Origin of the sequence: Clostridium novyi NT, assembly GCF_000014125.1 — a bacterium.
Lineage (GTDB): Bacteria > Bacillota > Clostridia > Clostridiales > Clostridiaceae > Clostridium_H > Clostridium_H novyi.
On record NC_008593.1, the window covers coordinates 1,782,990 to 1,803,025 of the forward strand.

Consider the following 20,036-nt stretch of genomic DNA (forward strand, 5'->3'; position numbering starts at 1 on the left):
GAAAGTAGTCTTTACCGTGTTTCGCACGTTATAGCGATAGGATATGTTAGTATCTGAAAGAGATGTATTATTAAATAATTTTATTTTTAATAATATAATTTAGGTGGCAACGCGAATACACTTCGCCCTATTATTTAGGGTGAAGTTTTTTTATATATTTTTTTATTAAGGTGGTGATAAATATGGTATGAAAGAGATCTATAGTTCATTTTTATTCATTAAATTTAAAATTTATTTTATTAGAAAAAGGAGAGTATTTTATTATGAAAACTAATTTTAAAAAATCAATTATAAATTCTTTATTAATAGCTATAGGTTTTATTCTTCATCAAATCGCCCCACCAATATTGTTTGGTATGAAACCAGATCTTTCATTAATTATGATGTTTATAATAATATTATTAAATGATGATTATAAAACCACTTTAATTTCTGGAATATTATACGGCGTTTTAACTGCACTTACTACTACATTTCCAGGTGGACAACCAGCTAATATAATAGATAAAATAGTAACATCTCACGTTATTTATTTATCTTTGATACCATTTAGAAATAAATTTAATAATCAAGTTAAAATAATTATAGAAACTTTTATAGGAACTATTGTAAGTGGTACTGTTTTTATACTTTCAGCTGCATTTTTAGTAGGTATTACTCAATCTGTATCATCTTTATTTTTAGCCGTAGTTTTACCTGCAACAGTTGTAAATTCTATAATAGCTCCTATTATATATAACGGAATAAAATTATCATTAAAACATTCAAATACAAACATATTTTAAATAAAAAAAGAGAGAATTTTAAATTTAAATCCTCTCTTTTTTATTTAATTTATTTTAGCCCCCGTATTTTATGTTGCCCTTAACTACTTACTTAACTGAACTTCATTTTCATTAACTTTTACATTTTCCTCTACTTCAACAGGTTTTCCAACAAATCTAACTATTAATCCAATTATAACTATATCTAATGGAAGAACTATATATATTGGCATTCCTAGTGATACTGGAATATATCCTGCTAAAACAGTTACCATTGCTACTACTATAGCATAGTAAAGTTGTGTCTTTACATGATCAATATGGTCACATGCAGCCCCCATAGATGACAATATTGTAGTATCTGATATTGGAGAACAGTGATCTCCAAATATAGCTCCTGTAAGTACAGAACTTACTGCTGTAATCATATATGAATGTGTCGGATTTATAGCAAAAGCTAAAGGAATTGTAAGTGGCATTAATATACCCATTGTTCCATATGAAGTTCCTGTAGCAAATGATATAATTGATGCAAGTACAAATATAACTGCTGGTAAAACAAATGCCGGTAAACTAGATGATAATTTAGCTACTAAAAAGTGTGATGTTCCAAGATCCTTGATAACCGCACTTAATGACCAAGCTAAAAGTAATATAACCCCTGTTATTATAAGTGATTTCATACCATTTACCCAAGTATCAATAGCTTCACTTAAAGTGAATATCTTTTGTGATATCCCCATTACCATAGCAACTATACTTGCAAGTAATGCTGCTTGAAATAAAACTATACTAGCATCCGATGCACTAAAACATTCTCTAATTGCTTCAAAAGATGCTGGATGAGATTGTAATAATGTAATTAAAGCCTTATCTTCTCCACCCATTATTGCTGTATATCCATTATAATAAAATCCTAAAAATGCTCCAATTATTAATACCATTATTGGAATTACTGCATTTTTTATTTTTAATACAGTTCCCTCTTTGGGTTCAAGTTCTGTCCCTTCTGATGAAACCATAGGTTTTGCAGTATCACTTACTAATTTTCCTGTAGTTCTAGCACGTCTTTCTGCCTTAAGCATTGGACCAAATTCTCTTAAAAATATAGCTGTAAACACTATAAACATTAATATTAATATATTGTAAAATCTATATGGAATAGTTTCTAAAAATATACTATACGCACTTGCATGTTGCCCAATAGCTTCAAATCCATCTTTTATTAAGCTAAGTTCATATCCAACCCATGTTGAAATAACTGCTATACCTGCTATTGGCGCTGCTGTTGCATCTATTACAAAAGATAATTTTTCTCTTGAAATTTTCATTTTATCAGAAACAGGTCTCATTATAGGACCAACTATAAGTGAATTTGCATAATCATCAAAGAATACAAAAATTCCAAGAAGCCAAGTGATTATTTGTGTACTTACTGGAGTTTTAGCCTTTTTAGATAATGATTCTGCAACGGCTTTTGCTCCACCCATTTTTGTAATTAATGCTATAAGTCCTCCAATGGCTAAACACTGTAATATAATACCTGCATTCCATTTATCTGCTAATGAATTTAAAACTTGAGTTACAACATCTAAAAATCCGTGGAATACCGCTCCTCCCACACCATAATTATTTAAAGCTAATAAAAATGTTCCAGAGAATACCCCTAAGAATAGTGATAATACTACATTTTTAGTAATAAATGCCAATATTATCGATATTAATGGTGGTAACAGCGTCCAAAGCCCAAACTTAATAGCATTTGCTTTAGCTGCATCTTGTTCTGCACCAAATGCTGTAGTTGCAAATACTACTAACATCAGCATAAGTGTGCTAATAAATATTTTTTTGTTTTTCATATTATTCCTTCCCCCTAGTTTTTCTGTATTGACATATACCGAAATTTCGTGGAAAGTTAAAATTAAAAAAGCCTTGAGCAAATTCACTCAAGGCTTACTAAATACTAAGAATAACAAAGTACCTAATAAGTTGAATGATAGCCCTCCACAAATAAAATTTGTGACAATCTTACATATATTTTATGCAAAACCAGCCATATAACCTTAAAGCATCGGTTATACACTTCGGCGATGTTTCCTTTCCTTATGCTTCATCGTGCTTTCCTCAACATAAGTACTCTTAAATACCGCACCTCTATCACTAAACTTCGATATACGCTTTCTTAAAATTCTATACTATTATTTATAAATAGTCAATAGTATAATAAATATTTTTTCATTATTTTCTACATTTTATTTAAAATTTCGCACTATAACTATATATTTATTTTAATTCCTCTTTTTAAGCTATTACTATACTCAATAAAATCGTAAATATCTTCATCAAACAAGTCACAAAATGTCTTTAATTTTTCCAAAGGTAAATCTTCTATAGCCTTTTTATTTTCTTCACAATATAAAACTATCGCCCCAATAACCCCATGAGCATCTCTAAATGCCATTCCCTTATTAACTAAATAATCCGCAGCTTCTGTAGCATTTAAAAATCCCTTTTTTACTGCATTATACATATTATCTTTTTTTAATTCTAAAGTACTTAGCATACCACTCATAACCTTTAGGGATTTTTTAACCGTATCTACTGCATCAAAAAATCCTTCTTTATCTTCTTGCATATCTTTGTTATAAGCTAGAGGTATCCCCTTCATAGTGGTTAAAAGTCCCATTAATGAACCATAAACCCTTCCTGTTTTCCCTCTTATAAGTTCCGCTGCATCTGGATTCTTTTTCTGAGGCATTATACTACTTCCAGTTGAAAATTCATCACTTATTTTTACAAAGTCAAATTCTTTACTGCTCCACAAAATAAGTTCTTCACTTAATCTACTTAAATGCATCATTATTAGTGAAAATGATGATAAAAGACTTATTAAATAATCCCTATCACTAACTCCATCCATAAAATTATCAACGCACTTTTTAAAGCCTAATTCCCTAGCTGTAAATTCTCTATCTATATTGTATGTGGTACCTGCAAGGGCACCACAGCCTAGTGGACTTTCATCCATTACTTCAATATCACTTAATAGCCTTTTTTTATCTCTATTAAACATACTGTAGTATGCCATCATATGTAACTTAAACTTAATAACTTGAGCCCTTTGAAGATGAGTATATCCTGGCATTATAACATCATTACTGTCGGCTAAATTTGTAATAACCTCTAATAATTCATTTATATATTCTATAATTTCAAAAGTTATACTTTTAGCATACATTCTCATATCAACAGCTACTTGATCATTTCTGCTTCTCCCCGTATGAAGCTTTTTTCCAACATCTCCAACTCTATTTATAAGATTAATTTCAATAAAACTATGAATATCCTCATAGTCTCCTTCAATTTTTAATACCCCATTTTCTATATCATCTAATATAGAAATCAATCCATCAATTATTATTAACTTTTCTTCCCCTTCTAAAATTCCACATTTTGAAAGCATTTTTACATGCGCAATGCTTCCTTTAATATCTTCTTTATATAATCTCTTATCAAACTTTAATGAACTATTAAAGTCTTCCATAAGCTTGCTCTCAGCATTTTTAAAACGCCCACCCCAAAGCTTCACCTAAATCACGTCCCTTTATCTCTAATATTAATTTTACATATAACTATTTATATATTAGCCCTCTTTTTATTGTGTTATTTTTATTAATTTTCTTGATTTTTAAGTTGAATCATTGCATTTATTTTGTATGGTAATCCAAATAAATTTATAAACCCTTCTGCATCTTTGTGGTCATAAAAATCACTAGCTCCAAAGGATGATATACTTTCTTCATACAATGCATTTGGTGATTCCATTCCTGCTACCATAATGTTTCCTTTATAAAGTTTTAATCTTACAGTTCCATTTACAACCTCTTGTGTTTTATCAATAAATGCATCTAAAGATTCTTTTAATGTACTGAACCATAAACCATTATAAACAAGCTCCCCATATTTTTGAGATACCATTTGTTTAAAGTGGAATGTTTCCTTTTGCATAGTTAAGTATTCAAGTTCTTTATGTGCTGCATATAAAATAGTTCCACCTGGAGTTTCGTATACCCCTCTTGATTTCATTCCAACAAGTCTATTTTCTAATAAATCTATAACTCCAATGCCATTTTCTCCACCAATTTTATTTAACTTTTCTAAGATTTCAACTGGTGACATTTCTACATCGTCTAATTTTTTAGCTTCTCCCTTTTCAAAAGTTATCTTAATATAACTAACTTCATCTTTAGCCTTTTCTGGTGGTACTGTCATACAATACATATCTGTTTTATGTTCATTTCTTATATTCTCAAGATCTCCACCTTCATGACTTATATGCCAAAGATTTTGATCCCTTGAATATATTTTTTCTTTAGTAACAGGTACTTCTATACCATTTGCATTAGCATAATCTACGGCATCTTCTCTTGATTTTATATTCCATATTCTCCATGGTGCAATTACTTTTATTGATGGATCTAATGACATTATTCCAACTTCAAAACGTACTTGGTCATTCCCTTTTCCTGTGCAACCATGACAAATATATTTAGCTCCTTCCTTATGTGCAACCTCTACAAGTTTTTTTGCAATTAAGGGTCTTGCAAAAGATGTTCCTAAAAGATACTTTCCTTCATATACTGCATTTGCTTTTACCCCTTTATATATATACTCTGACACAAACTCATCTTTTACATCTTCTACATATATTTTTGTTGCCCCTGATTTTATTGCTTTTTTCTTTATTTCATCAAAATCTTCATCTTGTCCTACATTTACACAACAAGCTATAACATCTAAATTATAATTTTCTTTAAGCCAATGTATAGTAATAGATGTATCAAGTCCTCCTGAATATGCTAAAACAACTTTTTCCTTCATTTTTATTGCCCCCTGTAAAAAATTTATTATTTGAATTAGGTTCCTAATTATGATTTTTATTTAAATACTTTATTTAAAAATAATTTTGTTCTTTCTTCTTTTGGATTATTAAATAGTTCTTCTGGACTTCCTTCCTCCACTATTTTTCCCCCATCCATAAAAATAACTCTATCAGCAACTTCTCTTGCAAATCCCATTTCATGTGTTACTACAATCATGGTCATTCCTTCTTTTGCAAGTTCTTTCATTACATTTAAAACTTCTCCCACAAGTTCAGGATCTAATGCGGATGTAGGTTCATCAAACAACATTAAATCTGGCTCCATAGCAAGAGCTCTTGCTATTGCTACCCTTTGTTTTTGTCCTCCAGAAAGTTTTGAAGGATAATATTCTTTCTTATCCTCAAGCCCAACTTTTTTCAATAATTCATGTGCTTTTTTCTTCATTTTTTCCTTATCTTCTTTTTTAACTACAACTGGTGCTTCAATTATATTTTTCTCTACTGTCATGTGAGGAAACAGATTAAAGCTTTGAAAAACCATTCCCATTTTTTCAATCTTAATTCTTGTATCATTTTTATCTTTAAAGTTTATTTTTTCTCCTTCCACATAAATTTCACCTTCATTTGGAATTTCAAGAGTATTTAAGCACCTTAAAAAAGTACTTTTTCCAGAACCAGAAGGCCCTATTATTACAAGAACTTCTCCCCTTTTTACATTTACACTTAGATTTTCAAAAACTGTTAATGTTCCAAATTTCTTAGTTAAATTCTTGGTTTGTATCATATACATTGAAAACACCTCCTTAATATACAGACAATCTTTTTTCTGTTAAAGAAAAAATAATGTTAAAAACTGTGGTCATAAGTAAGTATAATAAACCTGCCATTAAAAATGGCTCTACTGGTCTTCCAGTGGAAGACATTTGAAGTTGAGCATTTCTCATTAATTCCTCCATTGTTATCGCAGAAACTAAGGATGTATCTTTAAGCATTGTTATGAACTCATTGCCAACTGATGGAAGTATTACTCTAAATGCTTGTGGTAGTATAACCTTTGTCATTGTCTGTATATTAGTAAAACCCAAGGCTTTACATGCTTCAAATTGTCCTTTATCTATAGAAATTATTCCCCCTCTTATAATTTCAGACATATATGCTCCTGAATTTAAACTAAGTCCAATTATTGCAGCAACCATAGGCGTAAGACTTATTCCTAAAAACGGTAATCCATAATAGAAGAAAAATAATTGTAAAAACATTGGTGTTCCTCTAAATATCCATGTATAAAAGGATATAATGTATACTATAATTTTATTATTTGATAGCTTCAGTCCCGCTACAATTACTCCAATAAAACTTCCCAAAATTACAGATATAACAGTTAGCTCTATTGTTATAACACTTCCTTTAAGTAATACTGGAAGCATATTACTTAAAATATCTATTTCCACTTAACTCACCCCTTATATGCATCAAATCCAAACCACTTAACTGAAAGTTTTGATAAAGTTCCATCTTTTTTTAGTTCATTAATTATTTTTTGAACTTCATCTTTTAATGCATTATCTCCCATTCTAAAAGCTATACCCATAGGTTCTTTTGAAACCATTTCATCTAAAACTTCAAATTGACCGGGTTTTTTAGAAATATAGTATCCTCCTACTTGTGCATCCATAATTACAGCATCTATTCTTCCTATTGACATATCGCTAAAAGCCTCTGTTATTTTTCCATATTTTCTCAATTCTTTAATGTCCTTCAATTTACTTTCAGCAGTTATTTGTCCTGCTGATCCCATTTGACATCCAATTACTTTTTCCTTAAGATCAGAAAGTTTTTTTATTGAATTATTTCCTTTTTTAACTGCTATAATTTGTCCGCCTAAAACATATGGTTCCGTAAAGTTAAGAGATTTTTTTCTCTCATCAGTCATTGTAAATCCAGCAATTATAGTATCAAATTTTTTAGATTGTAATCCTAATAATATACCACTGAACTCAGTAGTTATAAATTCAACTTTAACCCCTAATTTTTTTCCTATCTCTTTAGCTAAATCTATATCAAACCCAACTAAATTATTTTTTTCATCTCTAAACTCCATTGGTGGATATCCATCATCTAATCCCACCAACAATTTTCCAGAGTTTTTAACACTTGCAAGTGAACTATCAGAACTACTATTTGTAGTAGAAGCTCCCTTTGAACCACATCCTGTTAGTGATACAATCCCCATTATAATCACTAATAATATGCTCATAATTTTTTTCATATTTATACACCCCTTTTTACTTATATACCCCTTTTTATAATACTTGTTTGTAAATAAATATTAAGTAATTTGCATCTTTATAAATAATTATACATTTATTATTATAATTATGCAAGTATTTTATGAATATTTATTCAAAATATTTTATACATATACAAACAAAACCTTTGGTATTTCTACCAAAGGTTTTGTTTGGGATTTTTTATATGATCTATCCAGTATTATTATACATGTGTATTTTTATAATTATATATGTTTTATAACTTCATCTGCAAATTCTATAGTTTTAGCACTTCCTCCAAGATCATATGTTACACATTTTCCTTCTTCCAAAACTTTAGATACTGCATTTTCTATTTTATCAGCTGCATTATTTTCACCTAAATATCTAAGCATCATAACACCACTTAATATAAGTGCAGTTGGATTTGCTATGCCACTCCCTGCAATATCCGGTGCTGAACCATGAACCGCTTCAAAAACCGCAATATCTTTTCCTATGTTAGCACCTGGTACAATTCCAAGTCCACCCACAAGACCTGATGCCATATCTGATAATATATCACCATATAAATTAGGCATCACTAAAACATCATAGTTTTCAGGATTTTGAACAAGTCTCATACTCATAGCATCTACTATCATATCATTAAATTCTATATCCCTATATTTACTTGCAACTTCCTTTGCACATCTTAAAAATAGTCCATCGGATAACTTCATTATGTTTGCTTTATGCACTGCTGTTACCTTTTTTCTTTGTTGTTTTTTCGCAAGATTAAAGGCAAAATCCACAATTCTATCACTTGCCTTTTTAGTAATTATTTTTATAGTTTCAGCCGCTTCTTCTCCTACATTATGTTCAATTCCCGCATATAGTCCCTCTGTATTTTCCCTAACTATAACAAGATCCACATTTTCATATCTACATGGAACTCCTTTATATGTCTTTACAGGTCTTACATTTGCATAAAGATCAAGAGATTTTCTAAGTCCAACATTTACACTTCTAAATCCCTTCCCAACAGGTGTTGTAACAGGTCCCTTTAATGCAACCTTATTTTTCTTTATACTATCAATTACATACTCTGGAAGAGGTACACCCTCTTTTTCTATAACTTTTGCACCAGCTTCGACAACTTCCCAATTTATTTTAACTCCAGTAGCTTCAATTACTTTTTTTGTTGCTTCAGTTATTTCTGGTCCTATTCCATCTCCAGGAATTAATGTTACATTATACCCCATTTCAAATCCCCCTCATTTTTAATTATTCTTACACTTTATGCTATTTATAAGACCACCTTTTAGTAGCATATCTTTTTGTCTTTCTGAAACTTTAAGGCTCATTTCATACTTCTCATTTTTAGTTATGTTTTTCAAAATAACTTTTCCATTTTGTACTGCTTCCTTTGCATTTTCTATAACAACTTCATCAAATTCATCTATACTTTCATAATCACTACCATTTATAAATTCCAATGGCATTATACCGTTATTTATAAGATTAGCTTTATGAATTCTAGCAAATGATTTTGCAAATACAGCTTTTATACCAAGATACAATGGTGCTAATGCTGCGTGTTCTCTACTAGAACCTTGACCATAATTTTCTCCAGCAACTATATATCCACCACCGTTTTCCTTTGCTCTTTTAGGAAACTCTTCATTACATGGCGTTAAACAAAAGTTAGCAAGATGAGGTATATTAGATCTAAATGGTAATAGCTTTGCATTAGATGGCATTATATGATCAGTTGTAATATTATCTCCAACTTTAATTAATGCTTTTCCACTAACAACATCCTTTAATTCCTCTGCTCTTGGGAAAGGTTTTATGTTAGGTCCTCGCACAACTTCTACACTTTCCCCATGTTCTGCTGGTTTTACAATAAGATTATCATTAATTAAGAACCTACTAGGCATTTCTACATTTGGAGCTTCTCCAAATTCTCTTGGATCTGATATACATCCATTTAATGCTGAAACTGCTGCAATTTCTGGACTTACCAAATATACACCTGCTGTTTTAGTTCCACATCTTCCTTCAAAATTTCTATTTATAGTTCTTAATGATACTGCCCCATTAGCAGGTGCTTGACCCATTCCAATACAAGGTCCACATCCAGATTCTAAAATTCTAGCTCCTGCTGCAATCATTTTTGCTAAAGCCCCATTTTCAGCTATCATATTTAATACTTGTTTTGAACCAGGTCCAATTACCAAAGATACATCTTCATTGATTGTTTTTCCTTCTAGTATTTTTGAAACCTTCATCATATCTACATATGATGAATTTGTGCAACTTCCTATTGTAACTTGGTTAACTTTTTTACCTTTAAGTTCTGAAACTTTAACTACATTATCAGGACTATGTGGACAAGCAACCATAGGTTCTAATTCACTTAAATTTATAGATACAATATCATCATATACAGCATCATCATCTGCTTTTATTTCAGTAAAGTCTCCTTCTCTTCCTTGAGCCTTTAAAAATTCTAAAGTAATCTCGTCGCTAGGGAAAATAGATGTTGTTGCTCCAAGTTCAGCTCCCATATTAGTTATAGTAGCTCTTTCTGGAACAGATAAAGTTTTTACTCCCTCTCCTGCATACTCAAATACTTTATCAACTCCACCTTTTACAGTTAATCTTCTTAATAGTTCTAAAATAATATCCTTTGCAGAAACCCAAGAATTTAGTTTTCCTGTAAGCTCCACCTTAACTACCTTTGGAGTTTTTATATAATACTCTCCTCCCCCCATAGCTACTGCAACATCAAGACCACCGGCTCCAATACCAATCATTCCAATTCCACCTGCTGTAGGGGTATGACTATCTGACCCTACTAAAGTTTGTCCTGGAACTCCAAATCTTTCTAAATGAACTTGATGACAAATACCATTTCCAGGCTTCGAAAAATAAATTCCGTGCTTTTTAGTTACTGTTTGTATATATCTATGATCATCAGCATTTTCTGGTCCTGTTTGAAGCATATTATGATCTATATATGCAACAGATCTTTTGGTTTTTACCTTTTCTACTCCTAAAGCTTCAAATTGTAAATAAGCCATAGTTCCAGTAGAATCTTGAGTAAGTGTTTGATCTATTCTTATTCCTATTTCATTTCCATCTTTCATTTCTCCAACAACTAAATGATTTTTAAGTATCTTCTCTACAATATTAAACCCCATAATTTCAGCCCCTTTTATACAAATTAAAATTCAAACTTTCTTAATATGAATTTAAAACTTTATAATTAATCATAAAATGCATATTTAATAAAACAAATATCATATTTGAACACAATTATACCATACAAACCCTATTTATTCAAAATAAATTGCAATTTTATATATATAAAATTGCAATTTATGAATTTTTTCTAATTTTATATTCATATTTTATAACCTTATTGATTAAATTATGACTAGTATATTTTAAATTTATAACAAAAGTGTAAAGAAGATACTTCCTCTTTACACTTTTATTATAAATTTTTAGCTATTTTATTTTTAACTATCTCAGATATGTTTTTTTGATCTTCTCTTGAAAGATTTTCTAGATAAATAGGCTCTCCAACAACTAAATTTACTTCTCCACTTTTTATCTTTCCATTGTTTTCTTCAAATATCTTATAAGTTCCATCTAAAGTTATTGGCACTATTGGCACTTTTGCTTTAGTAGCCATCTTTAAACTTCCTTTTTTAAATTCTCCCATTGTACTGCTTTTGCTTCTAGTTCCTTCAGGGAAAATAACCATAGATTGACCATTCTTCATATTTTCCGAACCTTGATTTATAGATTTTAAAGCTTCTCTTACATTTTGTCTATCCATAAATACACATTGCATTTGTTTCATCCACCATGATATTATAGGTAGCTTTTCCATTTCCTTTTTTGCTATAAATCCCATTGGCTTATCAATTGTAGCTAAAATAGTTACTATATCAAAATCCCCTTGATGGTTTGCTATAAAACAACATGCTTCATCTGGAATATTTTCTAATCCTTCTGCTTTTACGGTTACTCCAGCTTTATCTAATATTCCTTGAGCCCATTCCTTTACTACTTTATTTAAAAGTTTTTGCGCTTCTTCTATCTGACCTTTTCCTTTCATAGAATTATATTTCTTTTTTGAAAAAAGTGTACCTATCATATTAAATACAACATACATATACACACTCAATGTCTTCATATACTCGCTTCATTCCTTCCTCAAATTGTATATATACTTACTATTATAATGTTGAAATTGTATGAATTCAATAAATACTTTAATACTTCATACCTTTAATGTTTATATAATGCATATTATGGAATAATTATAAGTAAACTTAGATTTATTTATGAAAGGATTTTACAATAATTTTATTGTATAGGTAATGTATATGAAAATAAACAAAAAGTTTTTAACTTTATTATTAACTGTTATAATAGTATTATTACTATTTGTGTTATATATATTTTTTAATACTAAACTCACATCAAGTAGTTCAGTAAATTCTAATAAAGATTATCTAACAATACATTATATTGATGTAGGTCAAGGCGATTCTACTTTAGTACAATTTAATAATAAAACCTTATTAATCGATGCTGGTTGTCCTAATAGGAAAGTTTATAATTACTTAAAAAAATGCGGTATAAAAAAGTTAAACTATGTAATCGCAACACATCCTCACGACGATCATATTGGAGGTATGCCTTACATAATACATAGTTTTCCTATTGACAAATTTTTAGCTCCTAAAGCTACAAATAATACACCTTCTTTTAAAGAAATGCTAACTGAACTACAGAAGAATAATTTAAAAATCAATTCAACCATGGCTGGAACTTATATTCCTTTAGATCCTAAATTAAGTTGTTTTGTGGTGGCTCCAAACAATTCTACTTATAAAAATCTAAATAATTATTCTATAGTATTAAAAATTACATATAACAATACTAGTTTCTTATTTTGTGGAGATGCGGAAAATTTAAGTGAAGAAGAAATATTAAATTCAGGATACAATATTTCCTCTGATGTATTAAAATTAGGTCATCACGGTAGCAAAACCGCCACTAGTGATAACTTTTTAAATGAAGTCAATCCTAAGGTTGCAATAATTAGTTGTGGCAAAGGTAATGATTATGGTCATCCACATAAAGAAACATTAAGAAAACTAAAAAGCAAAAACATTACTACATATAGAACTGATATAAATGGAACTATTATTCTTGAAAGTAATGGAACAAAAATCATAAAAAGGCAGTGATAACATGAATCCAGTAGCATTTGAAATTTTCGGACTTGAAATTCGTTGGTATGGCATTTTAATATGTATGGGAATAATTTTAGCATATGGTCTTGCATACAAAAGAAGCAAAATTTATAATATAGATTTTGATAAATTAACAGATGTATTTATAGTTGCTCTTCCATTTTCCATACTATGCGCAAGATTGTATTATGTAATATTTAACTGGTCTTATTATGGTGCTAATCCCTCTCACATTTTATATATTCGTGAAGGCGGACTTGCAATTCATGGCGGACTAATAGGTGCCGTAATTAGTGGATATTTAATGAGCAGATATAGAAAATTAAACTTTTTAGATTTAATTGATACTGTGGCTCCTTGCTTTATATTAGCACAAGCTATAGGTCGTTGGGGAAACTTTTTTAATAGTGAAGCTCATGGTGGCATAGTATCCTACGAGTTTATATCTCATTTTCCAAAGTTTATTCAAAATGGAATGTATATAGATGGTTTTTACTATCATCCTACATTCTTATATGAATCTATTTGGAATATAGTAGTATTAATCATTTTATTATTAATAACTAGAAAACATCTTGCAAAAGGATCTATATTCTACTTGTATTTAATTTTTTATTCACTAGGAAGATTTTTTATAGAAGGACTTAGAACTGATAGCTTAATGCTAGGTTCACTTAGAATGGCTCAAGTTATAAGTTTAGTATTTATAATTTTAGGAATTATTCTAATTATTAAATCAAACATAAAAAATAAATCTACTTTTAAACAATAAACGAAAACTGTTAATAAACTATAATTTATTAACAGTTTTCATTTATTTTAACCTACTATATTAATTATTTTTAACCTACTATTTATAGCTCTTCTCCACAAAGAAATAATAATTCTACCCATCTCTTATCAATTTCAGCTTGAATTGATTTTATTTTAGCTTTTCCTTCTTCTGATTTAAATAAATGTTTAAATCTTCCTTGTGGTTTCATCCATTCTTCTATTGGAAGCTTTTTAGCTGGTTTATATGTTAACTTAAATTTACCATCTATTACTTCATATAATGGCCAGAAACAAGTGTCTACAGCAAGCTTAATTATATCTAGTTCAGATGCAGTATCAACTCTCCATCCTCTTGCACATGGTGTTAATACATTAATAAATTTAGGACCTTCAATTTCATTTATAGCTTTATGTGATTTATTATAAAGATCTAACATATATTTAGTTCCTGGAATAACAGGTACTGTTTGAGCTACATATGGTATATGGTGTCCCGCCATTATCATAGTTAAATCTTTTCTAAATTGTCTTTTTCCTAAAGAGTTTGTTCCAGATGGTGATGTTGTAGCATCAGCACCACATGGTGTAGCTGATGATCTTTGTATGCCAGTATTCATATATGCTCCGTTATCATAACATACATAAAGCATATCATGACCTCTTTCCATAGCACCAGATAAAGATTGGAATCCTATATCATAAGTTCCTCCATCTCCACCAAAAGTTATAAATTTATAATTTTTATTAATAAGCCCTCTAGATTTCATTGATTTGTATGCCGCTTCAACTCCACTCATAGTTGCTGAAGCACACTCAAATGCTGTATGAATAAATGAATCTTTCCAAGAACTATATGGATATAATCCTGTGGAAACTTCTAAACATCCTGTTGCACAGCCAACAACCACTTCATCTTCAGGTTTTACTGCTTTTAAAACCCATTTTGCTACCATTGGTGCTCCGCAACCAGCACACATTCTATGTCCACTAGCTAATCTATCTTCAACTTTAGTTAATTCTTTTAATGTTGCCATCTACAGCACCCCCTATCCTCTTACCGCTAAATAATTATATTTTTTATATTCTCCAGTTTTCATAGCTGCGTATAAATCATCAAATACAGTTGTAAGCCAGTTTACTGTAACATCTCTTCCACCAAGTCCATATATATAACTCATTAAAATCTTACCTTCTGAATTTCCATACAATGCACTTGAAACATCATTAAATACTGGACCACCATTTCCTGATAATGCTTCAGCCTTATCCATTACAGCTACTGCCTTAACATGTTTAAGAGCTTCAGCAATTTCTTCTGCTGGGAATGGTCTATATAATCTTATTTTAAGAACGCCTACTTTTATTCCCTTTTCTCGTAAGTCGTCTACAACCTTTTTAGCAGTACCTGCTGAAGATCCCATAATTACCATAGCAACTTCTGCATCATCTAATCTATACTTCTCAAACAATCCATAGCTTCTTCCAGTTAACTCTTCATATTCTTTAGCTACTTCAAGAAGAACTTTTTTTGCATTTAATAATCCATGAAGCTGTTGATGTTTCATTTCCATATAGAAATTTGTAAGAACCATAGAACCAACTAATTTCTTTTCTCCAAGCAATCCTTTATCAAATCTCTTATTTTCACCAACAAAATTACTAACATCTTCTTTTTCCATTAAGAATACGTTTTCAACAGCATGACTTGTAATAAATCCATCATAGCAGACCATAGCTGGTGTTAAAACATCCTCATGTTCTGCAATTCTAACAGCTTGAATAAAATTATCATAAGCTTCTTGGGTATTTTCAGAATACAATTGTATAAATCCAGTATCCCTAGCTCCCATAGAATCCGAATGATCATTATGAATATTTAAAGGAACTGATAATGCTCTATTAACTGCTGCCATAACTATAGGACATCTATCACCTGCTGCTATATGAAGCATTTCCCACATAAGTGCTAATCCTTGAGATGATGTAGCAGTCATAACTCTTGCACCTGCTGCCGAAGCACCAATACAAGCACTTATAGCACTATGTTCAGATTCTACTGTTACAAATTCAGTTGAACACTTTCCATTAGCTATAAAGCTTGAAAAATATTGAACCACCTCTGTAGATGGAGTTATTGGAAATGCCGCAACTACTTCAGGATTAATTTGCATCATAGCTGTAGCAACTGCCTCATTACCACTTAAACTTTTTCTTATTTGTTTAGCTTTTGACATAGTTATCCTTCCCTCCTTATTCCGCTACAAAATCTAAAGCATTAAATTTACATTGTTTTGTACAAACTCCACATCCCTTACAATGATCATAATCAATGCCTGTTACCTTTCCGTCTTTAACTATAATGGACATATCAGGACATACAGCCCAACAAAACATACAATTTTTACATTTATCTTCATGCCATACAGGCTTCATAGCTCTCCAATCACCAGTTTTAAACTCTTCAGAATTACCTGCATCAACAATTTGTCCGCCTATTGGTATTTCATTCCACTTACTTTCTGAAGTAACATTCATTTTTTTACTCAATTCCATTCACCTCCTGAAGAGATCTCTTAAGAGCATTCATGTTTTTAGATATTACTTGGGGTTTTGATGCAAATTTGTGTTTAAATGAATCCTTCATATCTTCTATAAATTCATCTAAATCCATAATACCCAATACTTTAACTATAGCAGCAAGCATTGGTGTGTTAGGAAAATAAGCACCTAAAGTTTCTTCTGAAATAGTTCTAGCATCTATTGTATACACTTTTCCTTCATATCCACATAATTCTTTTCTTATTTCATCAATGGATTTTTTAGTGTTTATTATTATAGCACCTTCTTTTTTTAATCCAGCAACGCAATTAACTGATTTTAATAAGCTTTCATCAACTACTACAACAAAATCTGGTTCATAAATATTACTATGAACTCTTAATGGAAAGTTTGCTATTCTGTTATATGCAGTTATTGGTGCACCCATTCTTTCTGGTCCATACTCTGGAAATCCTTGAATATACATTCCAGTATTAAAAGCAACTTCAGCTAAAAGTAAAGAAGCAGTTTTGGCACCTTGACCTCCACGACCATGCCAACGAATTTCAATTAGTTTTTTATCCATTTATTTTCCTCCCTTCACATTGTATGAATTGACAACAATTAAACTTATATGATTTTATTCATAAGATTATTACCGATAATTTAATTAATTTATCCTTCTATATTTTCTTTCTTCTTAGAATTCCATTTCCAAGGATTTTTTCTTATTATTCCGTCTGCAAATGGTATAAATGTAGACAATACAACAGATATAAGAAGTAATTGTTGATACCAAAGCAACGGTATTACTTGGAATGGGGTTATACTTCCCTTTGTAAAGCTTAATAGTATTAACATTTGAGCTCCATATGGAATTATGCCTTGCATTATACATGAGAATGTATCTAAAATAGATGCACTTCTTCTTGGGTCTACTTTGTATGTCTCACACATTCTTTTAGCTATAGATCCATTTATTATAATTGCTACAGTATTATTAGCAACTGCTGCATCTGTTAAGGCTACTAATATACCTATTCCTATTTCAGCAGATTTCTTTCCTTTTATTATTTTTTGTATTTTTTCAAGTAGGAATTTTACTCCTCCACCTTTGGTAACCATCTCCGCAAGACCACCTGTTAATATAGATAGTAAGAAAATATCAATCATACTTGTAAACCCTTCAAAAATATTTTGCGCAAAAGTTAATACAGTTAAATTATTGTAAAATAATCCGATTCCTCCAGATAAAATTATTCCACCAGTTAAAACTACAAAAACATTCATTCCTGCAAGTGACAATACTAAAACAAAAATATAAGGAATTACTTTTATAATTGAATACTCATAAGCCTGCATTGCTGGAAGAACTTCAGGTTTACCAAATATAAATAAAAAGATTATAGTTATTATAGCTGCAGGTGCTGCTATAAATATATTTACTCTAAATTTATCCCTCATCTCACACCCTTGGGTTCTAGTAGCGGCAATAGTTGTATCTGATATTACTGATAGATTGTCTCCAAACATTGAACCACCCATTACTGCAGCTAAAGTTAATGGTAGTGATAAACCTGCTTTTTCAGCAAGTCCAATTGCAATTGGAGTTATTGCAACTATAGAACCTACAGATGAACCTGTAGAAATTGATAAAAAGCAAGATATTATAAATAATCCTACAATTATATATTTTGCTGGTATATAAGTTAAGCCTAGATTTACTGTAGATTCGACTCCTCCCATTGCCTTTGATACAGTAGCAAAAGCCCCTGCAAGCAAATAAATTATGCACATTATGATAATATCAGGATTTCCACATCCACTTACAAAAGTATCAAACTTTTCATTTAATTTTCCCTTTAATATCAAAAATGCTACTATAATACCACAGAATACTGCAACTGGCGCTGGGAATTGATAAAAAGCCTTTTCTACTCCTTTCATATTTAGCCAAACACCACTACCAAGATACACAGCTACAAATACCACAAAAGGTATCAGCGCTACCCCACTTGATAATGTTTTCTTTCCCCTTCCACTCTCCATATCTTATCCTCCTTATAATTAATAACCTCATAATTATAAAACTATCTTCATGCTTATTTAGTAAACTGAAGATTGGTAAAATTAATATATATATTGAAATGTAAAGGTTTTCGGAAAATAGTATTATAATCTAAGCTAATACCTTTAATATAAACAATTTATAAGTAGCCTTTTATTATTTTAATATGACTACAATATATAAGCATATTGTAGTCATATTTTATTTTCTTATTTTACTATTAAATCTAAAGCTTGTTTTAAGTCGGCAATTATATCATCAACAGTTTCAAGACCAACTGATAATCTAACTAAGCTATCACTTATTCCAGCTTCTGCTCTTTCTTCTTTAGTATATGGTGAGTGAGTCATTGATGCAGGATGTTGAATTAATGTTTCTGTATCTCCAAGACTTACTGCAAGACTTGCAAGTTTTACGTTATTCATAATAGTTCTTCCTTCTTCAACTCCACCTTTTATTTCAAATGAAATCATAGCTCCTGGTAAATCCATTTGCTTTTTAGCTAAATCGTGATATTCAAAGCTTTCAAGTCCTGGATAATATACTTTTTCTACTGCTGGATGAGCTTCTAAGAATTGTGCTACTTTCATTGCATTAGCACAATGTCTTTCCATTCTAATTTCTAATGTTTTCATTCCTCTTATAATTAAAAAAGCACTTAATGGACTCATAACTGCACCTGTCATATCTTTTAATCCCTGTCCTCTAACTGCACCTATAAAGTCTGCATTTCCTATTACAAATCCAGCAACAACATCCCCGTGTCCATTTATATATTTAGTTGCTGAATGTACTACTACATCTGCACCAAGTTCTAATGGTCTTTGAATATATGGAGTATTAAATGTATTATCAACAAATACTAAACAATCTTTAACTTCATGTGCTATTTTAGCTATTCCTTCTATGTCTGTAACTTTCAATGTTGGATTTGCTGGAGTTTCAAGATAAACAACTCTTGTATTTTCCTTCATTGCATTTTTAACTTCTTCTAAATTAGTTGGATCTACAAATGTAACTTCTACACCCATTTTAGTTAATCCATGATTTAATAATGCGAATGTACAACCATATAATGTATCAGATGCAACTACATGGTCTCCTGCTTTTAATGCAGTCCATAAAGCTGATGATATAGCACCCATTCCTGATGCTGTTCCTATTGCAGCTTCTCCACCTTCTAATAAAGCAATTTTTCTTTCTATTTCTGCAACAGTTGGATTTGCTATTCTTGAGTAAATATATCCATCTTCTTTTCCCGCAAATCTATTTCCACCTTGTTCTGCTGAATCAAATATAAATGTTGATGTTTGGAATATTGGTGTTGCAAGTGATCCAAATTGAGTATCTTTAATATGTCCTCCATGTACAGTCTTTGTTCCAAAACCCATATTGCTTAAGTTATGTTCATTACTCATTTTAAAATCCCCCTAATTTATATTTTTTTAACCTTACCCTTATACTAAGCAAGTTGCATGC

18 protein-coding genes, 1 riboswitch and 1 other annotated feature (1 of these 20 only partly in view) are annotated in these 20,036 nt (G+C 30.4%); of the genes, 3 read left to right on the forward strand and 15 right to left on the reverse strand.

The window, feature by feature from the left end; genetic code table 11:
• Window positions 1-133: a binding site (T-box leader), on the forward strand (it extends 121 nt beyond the left edge of the window).
• Between the two features lie 130 nt (window positions 134-263).
• Window positions 264-785 (forward strand): tryptophan transporter, encoded by a 522-nt coding sequence (locus NT01CX_RS08340; RefSeq protein ID WP_011722630.1) that lies wholly within the window; start codon window positions 264-266, stop codon window positions 783-785.
• A gap of 83 nt (window positions 786-868) precedes the next feature.
• Here the strand turns inward: NT01CX_RS08340 and NT01CX_RS08345 are convergent, their stop codons facing one another.
• From NT01CX_RS08345 to NT01CX_RS08385, 9 genes are all read right to left on the reverse strand, one after another.
• A complete protein-coding gene (locus NT01CX_RS08345) occupies window positions 869-2,623 on the reverse strand; it encodes a Na+/H+ antiporter NhaC family protein (protein WP_011722631.1) in 1,755 nt (584 codons plus the stop codon).
• Between the two features lie 130 nt (window positions 2,624-2,753).
• Window positions 2,754-2,929: riboswitch (Lysine riboswitch) on the reverse strand.
• Window positions 2,930-3,039: 110 nt separating this feature from the next.
• A complete protein-coding gene (gene argH / locus NT01CX_RS08350) occupies window positions 3,040-4,353 on the reverse strand; it encodes an argininosuccinate lyase (protein ID WP_011722632.1) in 1,314 nt (437 codons plus the stop codon).
• 83 nt (window positions 4,354-4,436) lie between these two features.
• A complete protein-coding gene (locus NT01CX_RS08355) occupies window positions 4,437-5,645 on the reverse strand; it encodes an argininosuccinate synthase (RefSeq protein WP_011722633.1) in 1,209 nt (402 codons plus the stop codon).
• A gap of 56 nt (window positions 5,646-5,701) precedes the next feature.
• Window positions 5,702-6,436, reverse strand: a complete 735-nt coding sequence (locus NT01CX_RS08360; RefSeq protein WP_011722634.1) for an amino acid ABC transporter ATP-binding protein — start codon at window positions 6,434-6,436, stop codon at window positions 5,702-5,704.
• Between the two features lie 13 nt (window positions 6,437-6,449).
• Window positions 6,450-7,097 (reverse strand): amino acid ABC transporter permease, encoded by a 648-nt coding sequence (locus NT01CX_RS08365; protein WP_011722635.1) that lies wholly within the window; start codon window positions 7,095-7,097, stop codon window positions 6,450-6,452.
• 5 nt (window positions 7,098-7,102) lie between these two features.
• Entirely contained in the window at window positions 7,103-7,915 is an 813-nt protein-coding gene (locus NT01CX_RS08370) for an ABC transporter substrate-binding protein (RefSeq protein WP_011722636.1), read from the reverse strand.
• Window positions 7,916-8,161: 246 nt separating this feature from the next.
• On the reverse strand, window positions 8,162-9,160 hold the full coding sequence (locus tag NT01CX_RS08375; RefSeq protein WP_011722637.1) for an isocitrate dehydrogenase (NAD(+)): 999 nt from the start codon (window positions 9,158-9,160) through the stop codon (window positions 8,162-8,164).
• A gap of 18 nt (window positions 9,161-9,178) precedes the next feature.
• Window positions 9,179-11,104 (reverse strand): aconitate hydratase, encoded by a 1,926-nt coding sequence (locus NT01CX_RS08380; protein WP_011722638.1) that lies wholly within the window; start codon window positions 11,102-11,104, stop codon window positions 9,179-9,181.
• A 296-nt stretch (window positions 11,105-11,400) separates the two neighbouring features.
• Window positions 11,401-12,108: a lysophospholipid acyltransferase family protein gene (locus NT01CX_RS08385; RefSeq protein WP_011722639.1), complete on the reverse strand. Its 708-nt coding sequence runs from the start codon at window positions 12,106-12,108 to the stop codon at window positions 11,401-11,403.
• Between the two features lie 193 nt (window positions 12,109-12,301).
• Between NT01CX_RS08385 and NT01CX_RS08390 the strand changes: the two genes are divergently transcribed.
• Window positions 12,302-13,171, forward strand: a complete 870-nt coding sequence (locus NT01CX_RS08390) for a ComEC/Rec2 family competence protein (protein ID WP_011722640.1) — start codon at window positions 12,302-12,304, stop codon at window positions 13,169-13,171.
• A 4-nt stretch (window positions 13,172-13,175) separates the two neighbouring features.
• The gene (lgt, locus tag NT01CX_RS08395) at window positions 13,176-13,949 is read left to right on the forward strand and encodes a prolipoprotein diacylglyceryl transferase (RefSeq protein ID WP_011722641.1); all 774 of its coding nucleotides are present in this window, start codon (window positions 13,176-13,178) and stop codon (window positions 13,947-13,949) included.
• An 82-nt stretch (window positions 13,950-14,031) separates the two neighbouring features.
• Here lgt and NT01CX_RS08400 read toward each other — a convergent pair whose 3' ends face one another.
• The 6 genes from NT01CX_RS08400 to megL all read right to left on the reverse strand — a co-directional run bounded on the left by NT01CX_RS08400 (window position 14,032) and on the right by megL (window position 19,975).
• The gene (locus tag NT01CX_RS08400) at window positions 14,032-14,985 is read right to left on the reverse strand and encodes a thiamine pyrophosphate-dependent enzyme (RefSeq protein ID WP_011722642.1); all 954 of its coding nucleotides are present in this window, start codon (window positions 14,983-14,985) and stop codon (window positions 14,032-14,034) included.
• Window positions 14,986-14,997: 12 nt separating this feature from the next.
• Window positions 14,998-16,185 (reverse strand): transketolase C-terminal domain-containing protein, encoded by a 1,188-nt coding sequence (locus tag NT01CX_RS08405; RefSeq protein WP_011722643.1) that lies wholly within the window; start codon window positions 16,183-16,185, stop codon window positions 14,998-15,000.
• Between the two features lie 16 nt (window positions 16,186-16,201).
• Window positions 16,202-16,498, reverse strand: a complete 297-nt coding sequence (locus NT01CX_RS08410) for a 4Fe-4S binding protein (protein ID WP_039239003.1) — start codon at window positions 16,496-16,498, stop codon at window positions 16,202-16,204.
• The gene (locus NT01CX_RS08415) at window positions 16,491-17,075 is read right to left on the reverse strand and encodes a 2-oxoacid:acceptor oxidoreductase family protein (protein WP_011722645.1); all 585 of its coding nucleotides are present in this window, start codon (window positions 17,073-17,075) and stop codon (window positions 16,491-16,493) included. Before NT01CX_RS08415 ends, NT01CX_RS08410 begins: the two co-directional genes overlap by 8 nt.
• Before the next feature lie 89 nt (window positions 17,076-17,164).
• Complete coding sequence (locus NT01CX_RS08420; RefSeq protein ID WP_011722646.1) at window positions 17,165-18,538, reverse strand: Na+/H+ antiporter NhaC family protein; 1,374 nt, start codon at window positions 18,536-18,538, stop codon at window positions 17,165-17,167.
• 228 nt (window positions 18,539-18,766) lie between these two features.
• Window positions 18,767-19,975, reverse strand: a complete 1,209-nt coding sequence (gene megL / locus NT01CX_RS08425) for a methionine gamma-lyase (RefSeq protein WP_011722647.1) — start codon at window positions 19,973-19,975, stop codon at window positions 18,767-18,769.
• Window positions 19,976-20,036: the final 61 nt, after the last annotated feature.

Bases quoted from the DNA above. Each gene is read 5' to 3' on its own strand.
- NT01CX_RS08340 (WP_011722630.1), top strand. From the start codon at position 264: ATGAAAACTAATTTTAAAAAATCAATTATAAATTCTTTATTAATAGCT.
- NT01CX_RS08345 (WP_011722631.1), bottom strand. From the start codon at position 2,623: ATGAAAAACAAAAAAATATTTATTAGCACACTTATGCTGATGTTAGTA.
- NT01CX_RS08355 (WP_011722633.1), bottom strand. From the start codon at position 5,645: ATGAAGGAAAAAGTTGTTTTAGCATATTCAGGAGGACTTGATACATCT.
- NT01CX_RS08360 (WP_011722634.1), bottom strand. From the start codon at position 6,436: ATGTATATGATACAAACCAAGAATTTAACTAAGAAATTTGGAACATTA.
- NT01CX_RS08370 (WP_011722636.1), bottom strand. From the start codon at position 7,915: ATGAAAAAAATTATGAGCATATTATTAGTGATTATAATGGGGATTGTA.
- NT01CX_RS08375 (WP_011722637.1), bottom strand. From the start codon at position 9,160: ATGGGGTATAATGTAACATTAATTCCTGGAGATGGAATAGGACCAGAA.
- NT01CX_RS08380 (WP_011722638.1), bottom strand. From the start codon at position 11,104: ATGGGGTTTAATATTGTAGAGAAGATACTTAAAAATCATTTAGTTGTT.
- NT01CX_RS08385 (WP_011722639.1), bottom strand. From the start codon at position 12,108: ATGAAGACATTGAGTGTGTATATGTATGTTGTATTTAATATGATAGGT.
- NT01CX_RS08390 (WP_011722640.1), top strand. From the start codon at position 12,302: ATGAAAATAAACAAAAAGTTTTTAACTTTATTATTAACTGTTATAATA.
- lgt (WP_011722641.1), top strand. From the start codon at position 13,176: ATGAATCCAGTAGCATTTGAAATTTTCGGACTTGAAATTCGTTGGTAT.
- NT01CX_RS08400 (WP_011722642.1), bottom strand. From the start codon at position 14,985: ATGGCAACATTAAAAGAATTAACTAAAGTTGAAGATAGATTAGCTAGT.
- NT01CX_RS08405 (WP_011722643.1), bottom strand. From the start codon at position 16,185: ATGTCAAAAGCTAAACAAATAAGAAAAAGTTTAAGTGGTAATGAGGCA.
- NT01CX_RS08415 (WP_011722645.1), bottom strand. From the start codon at position 17,075: ATGGATAAAAAACTAATTGAAATTCGTTGGCATGGTCGTGGAGGTCAA.
- NT01CX_RS08420 (WP_011722646.1), bottom strand. From the start codon at position 18,538: ATGGAGAGTGGAAGGGGAAAGAAAACATTATCAAGTGGGGTAGCGCTG.
- megL (WP_011722647.1), bottom strand. From the start codon at position 19,975: ATGAGTAATGAACATAACTTAAGCAATATGGGTTTTGGAACAAAGACT.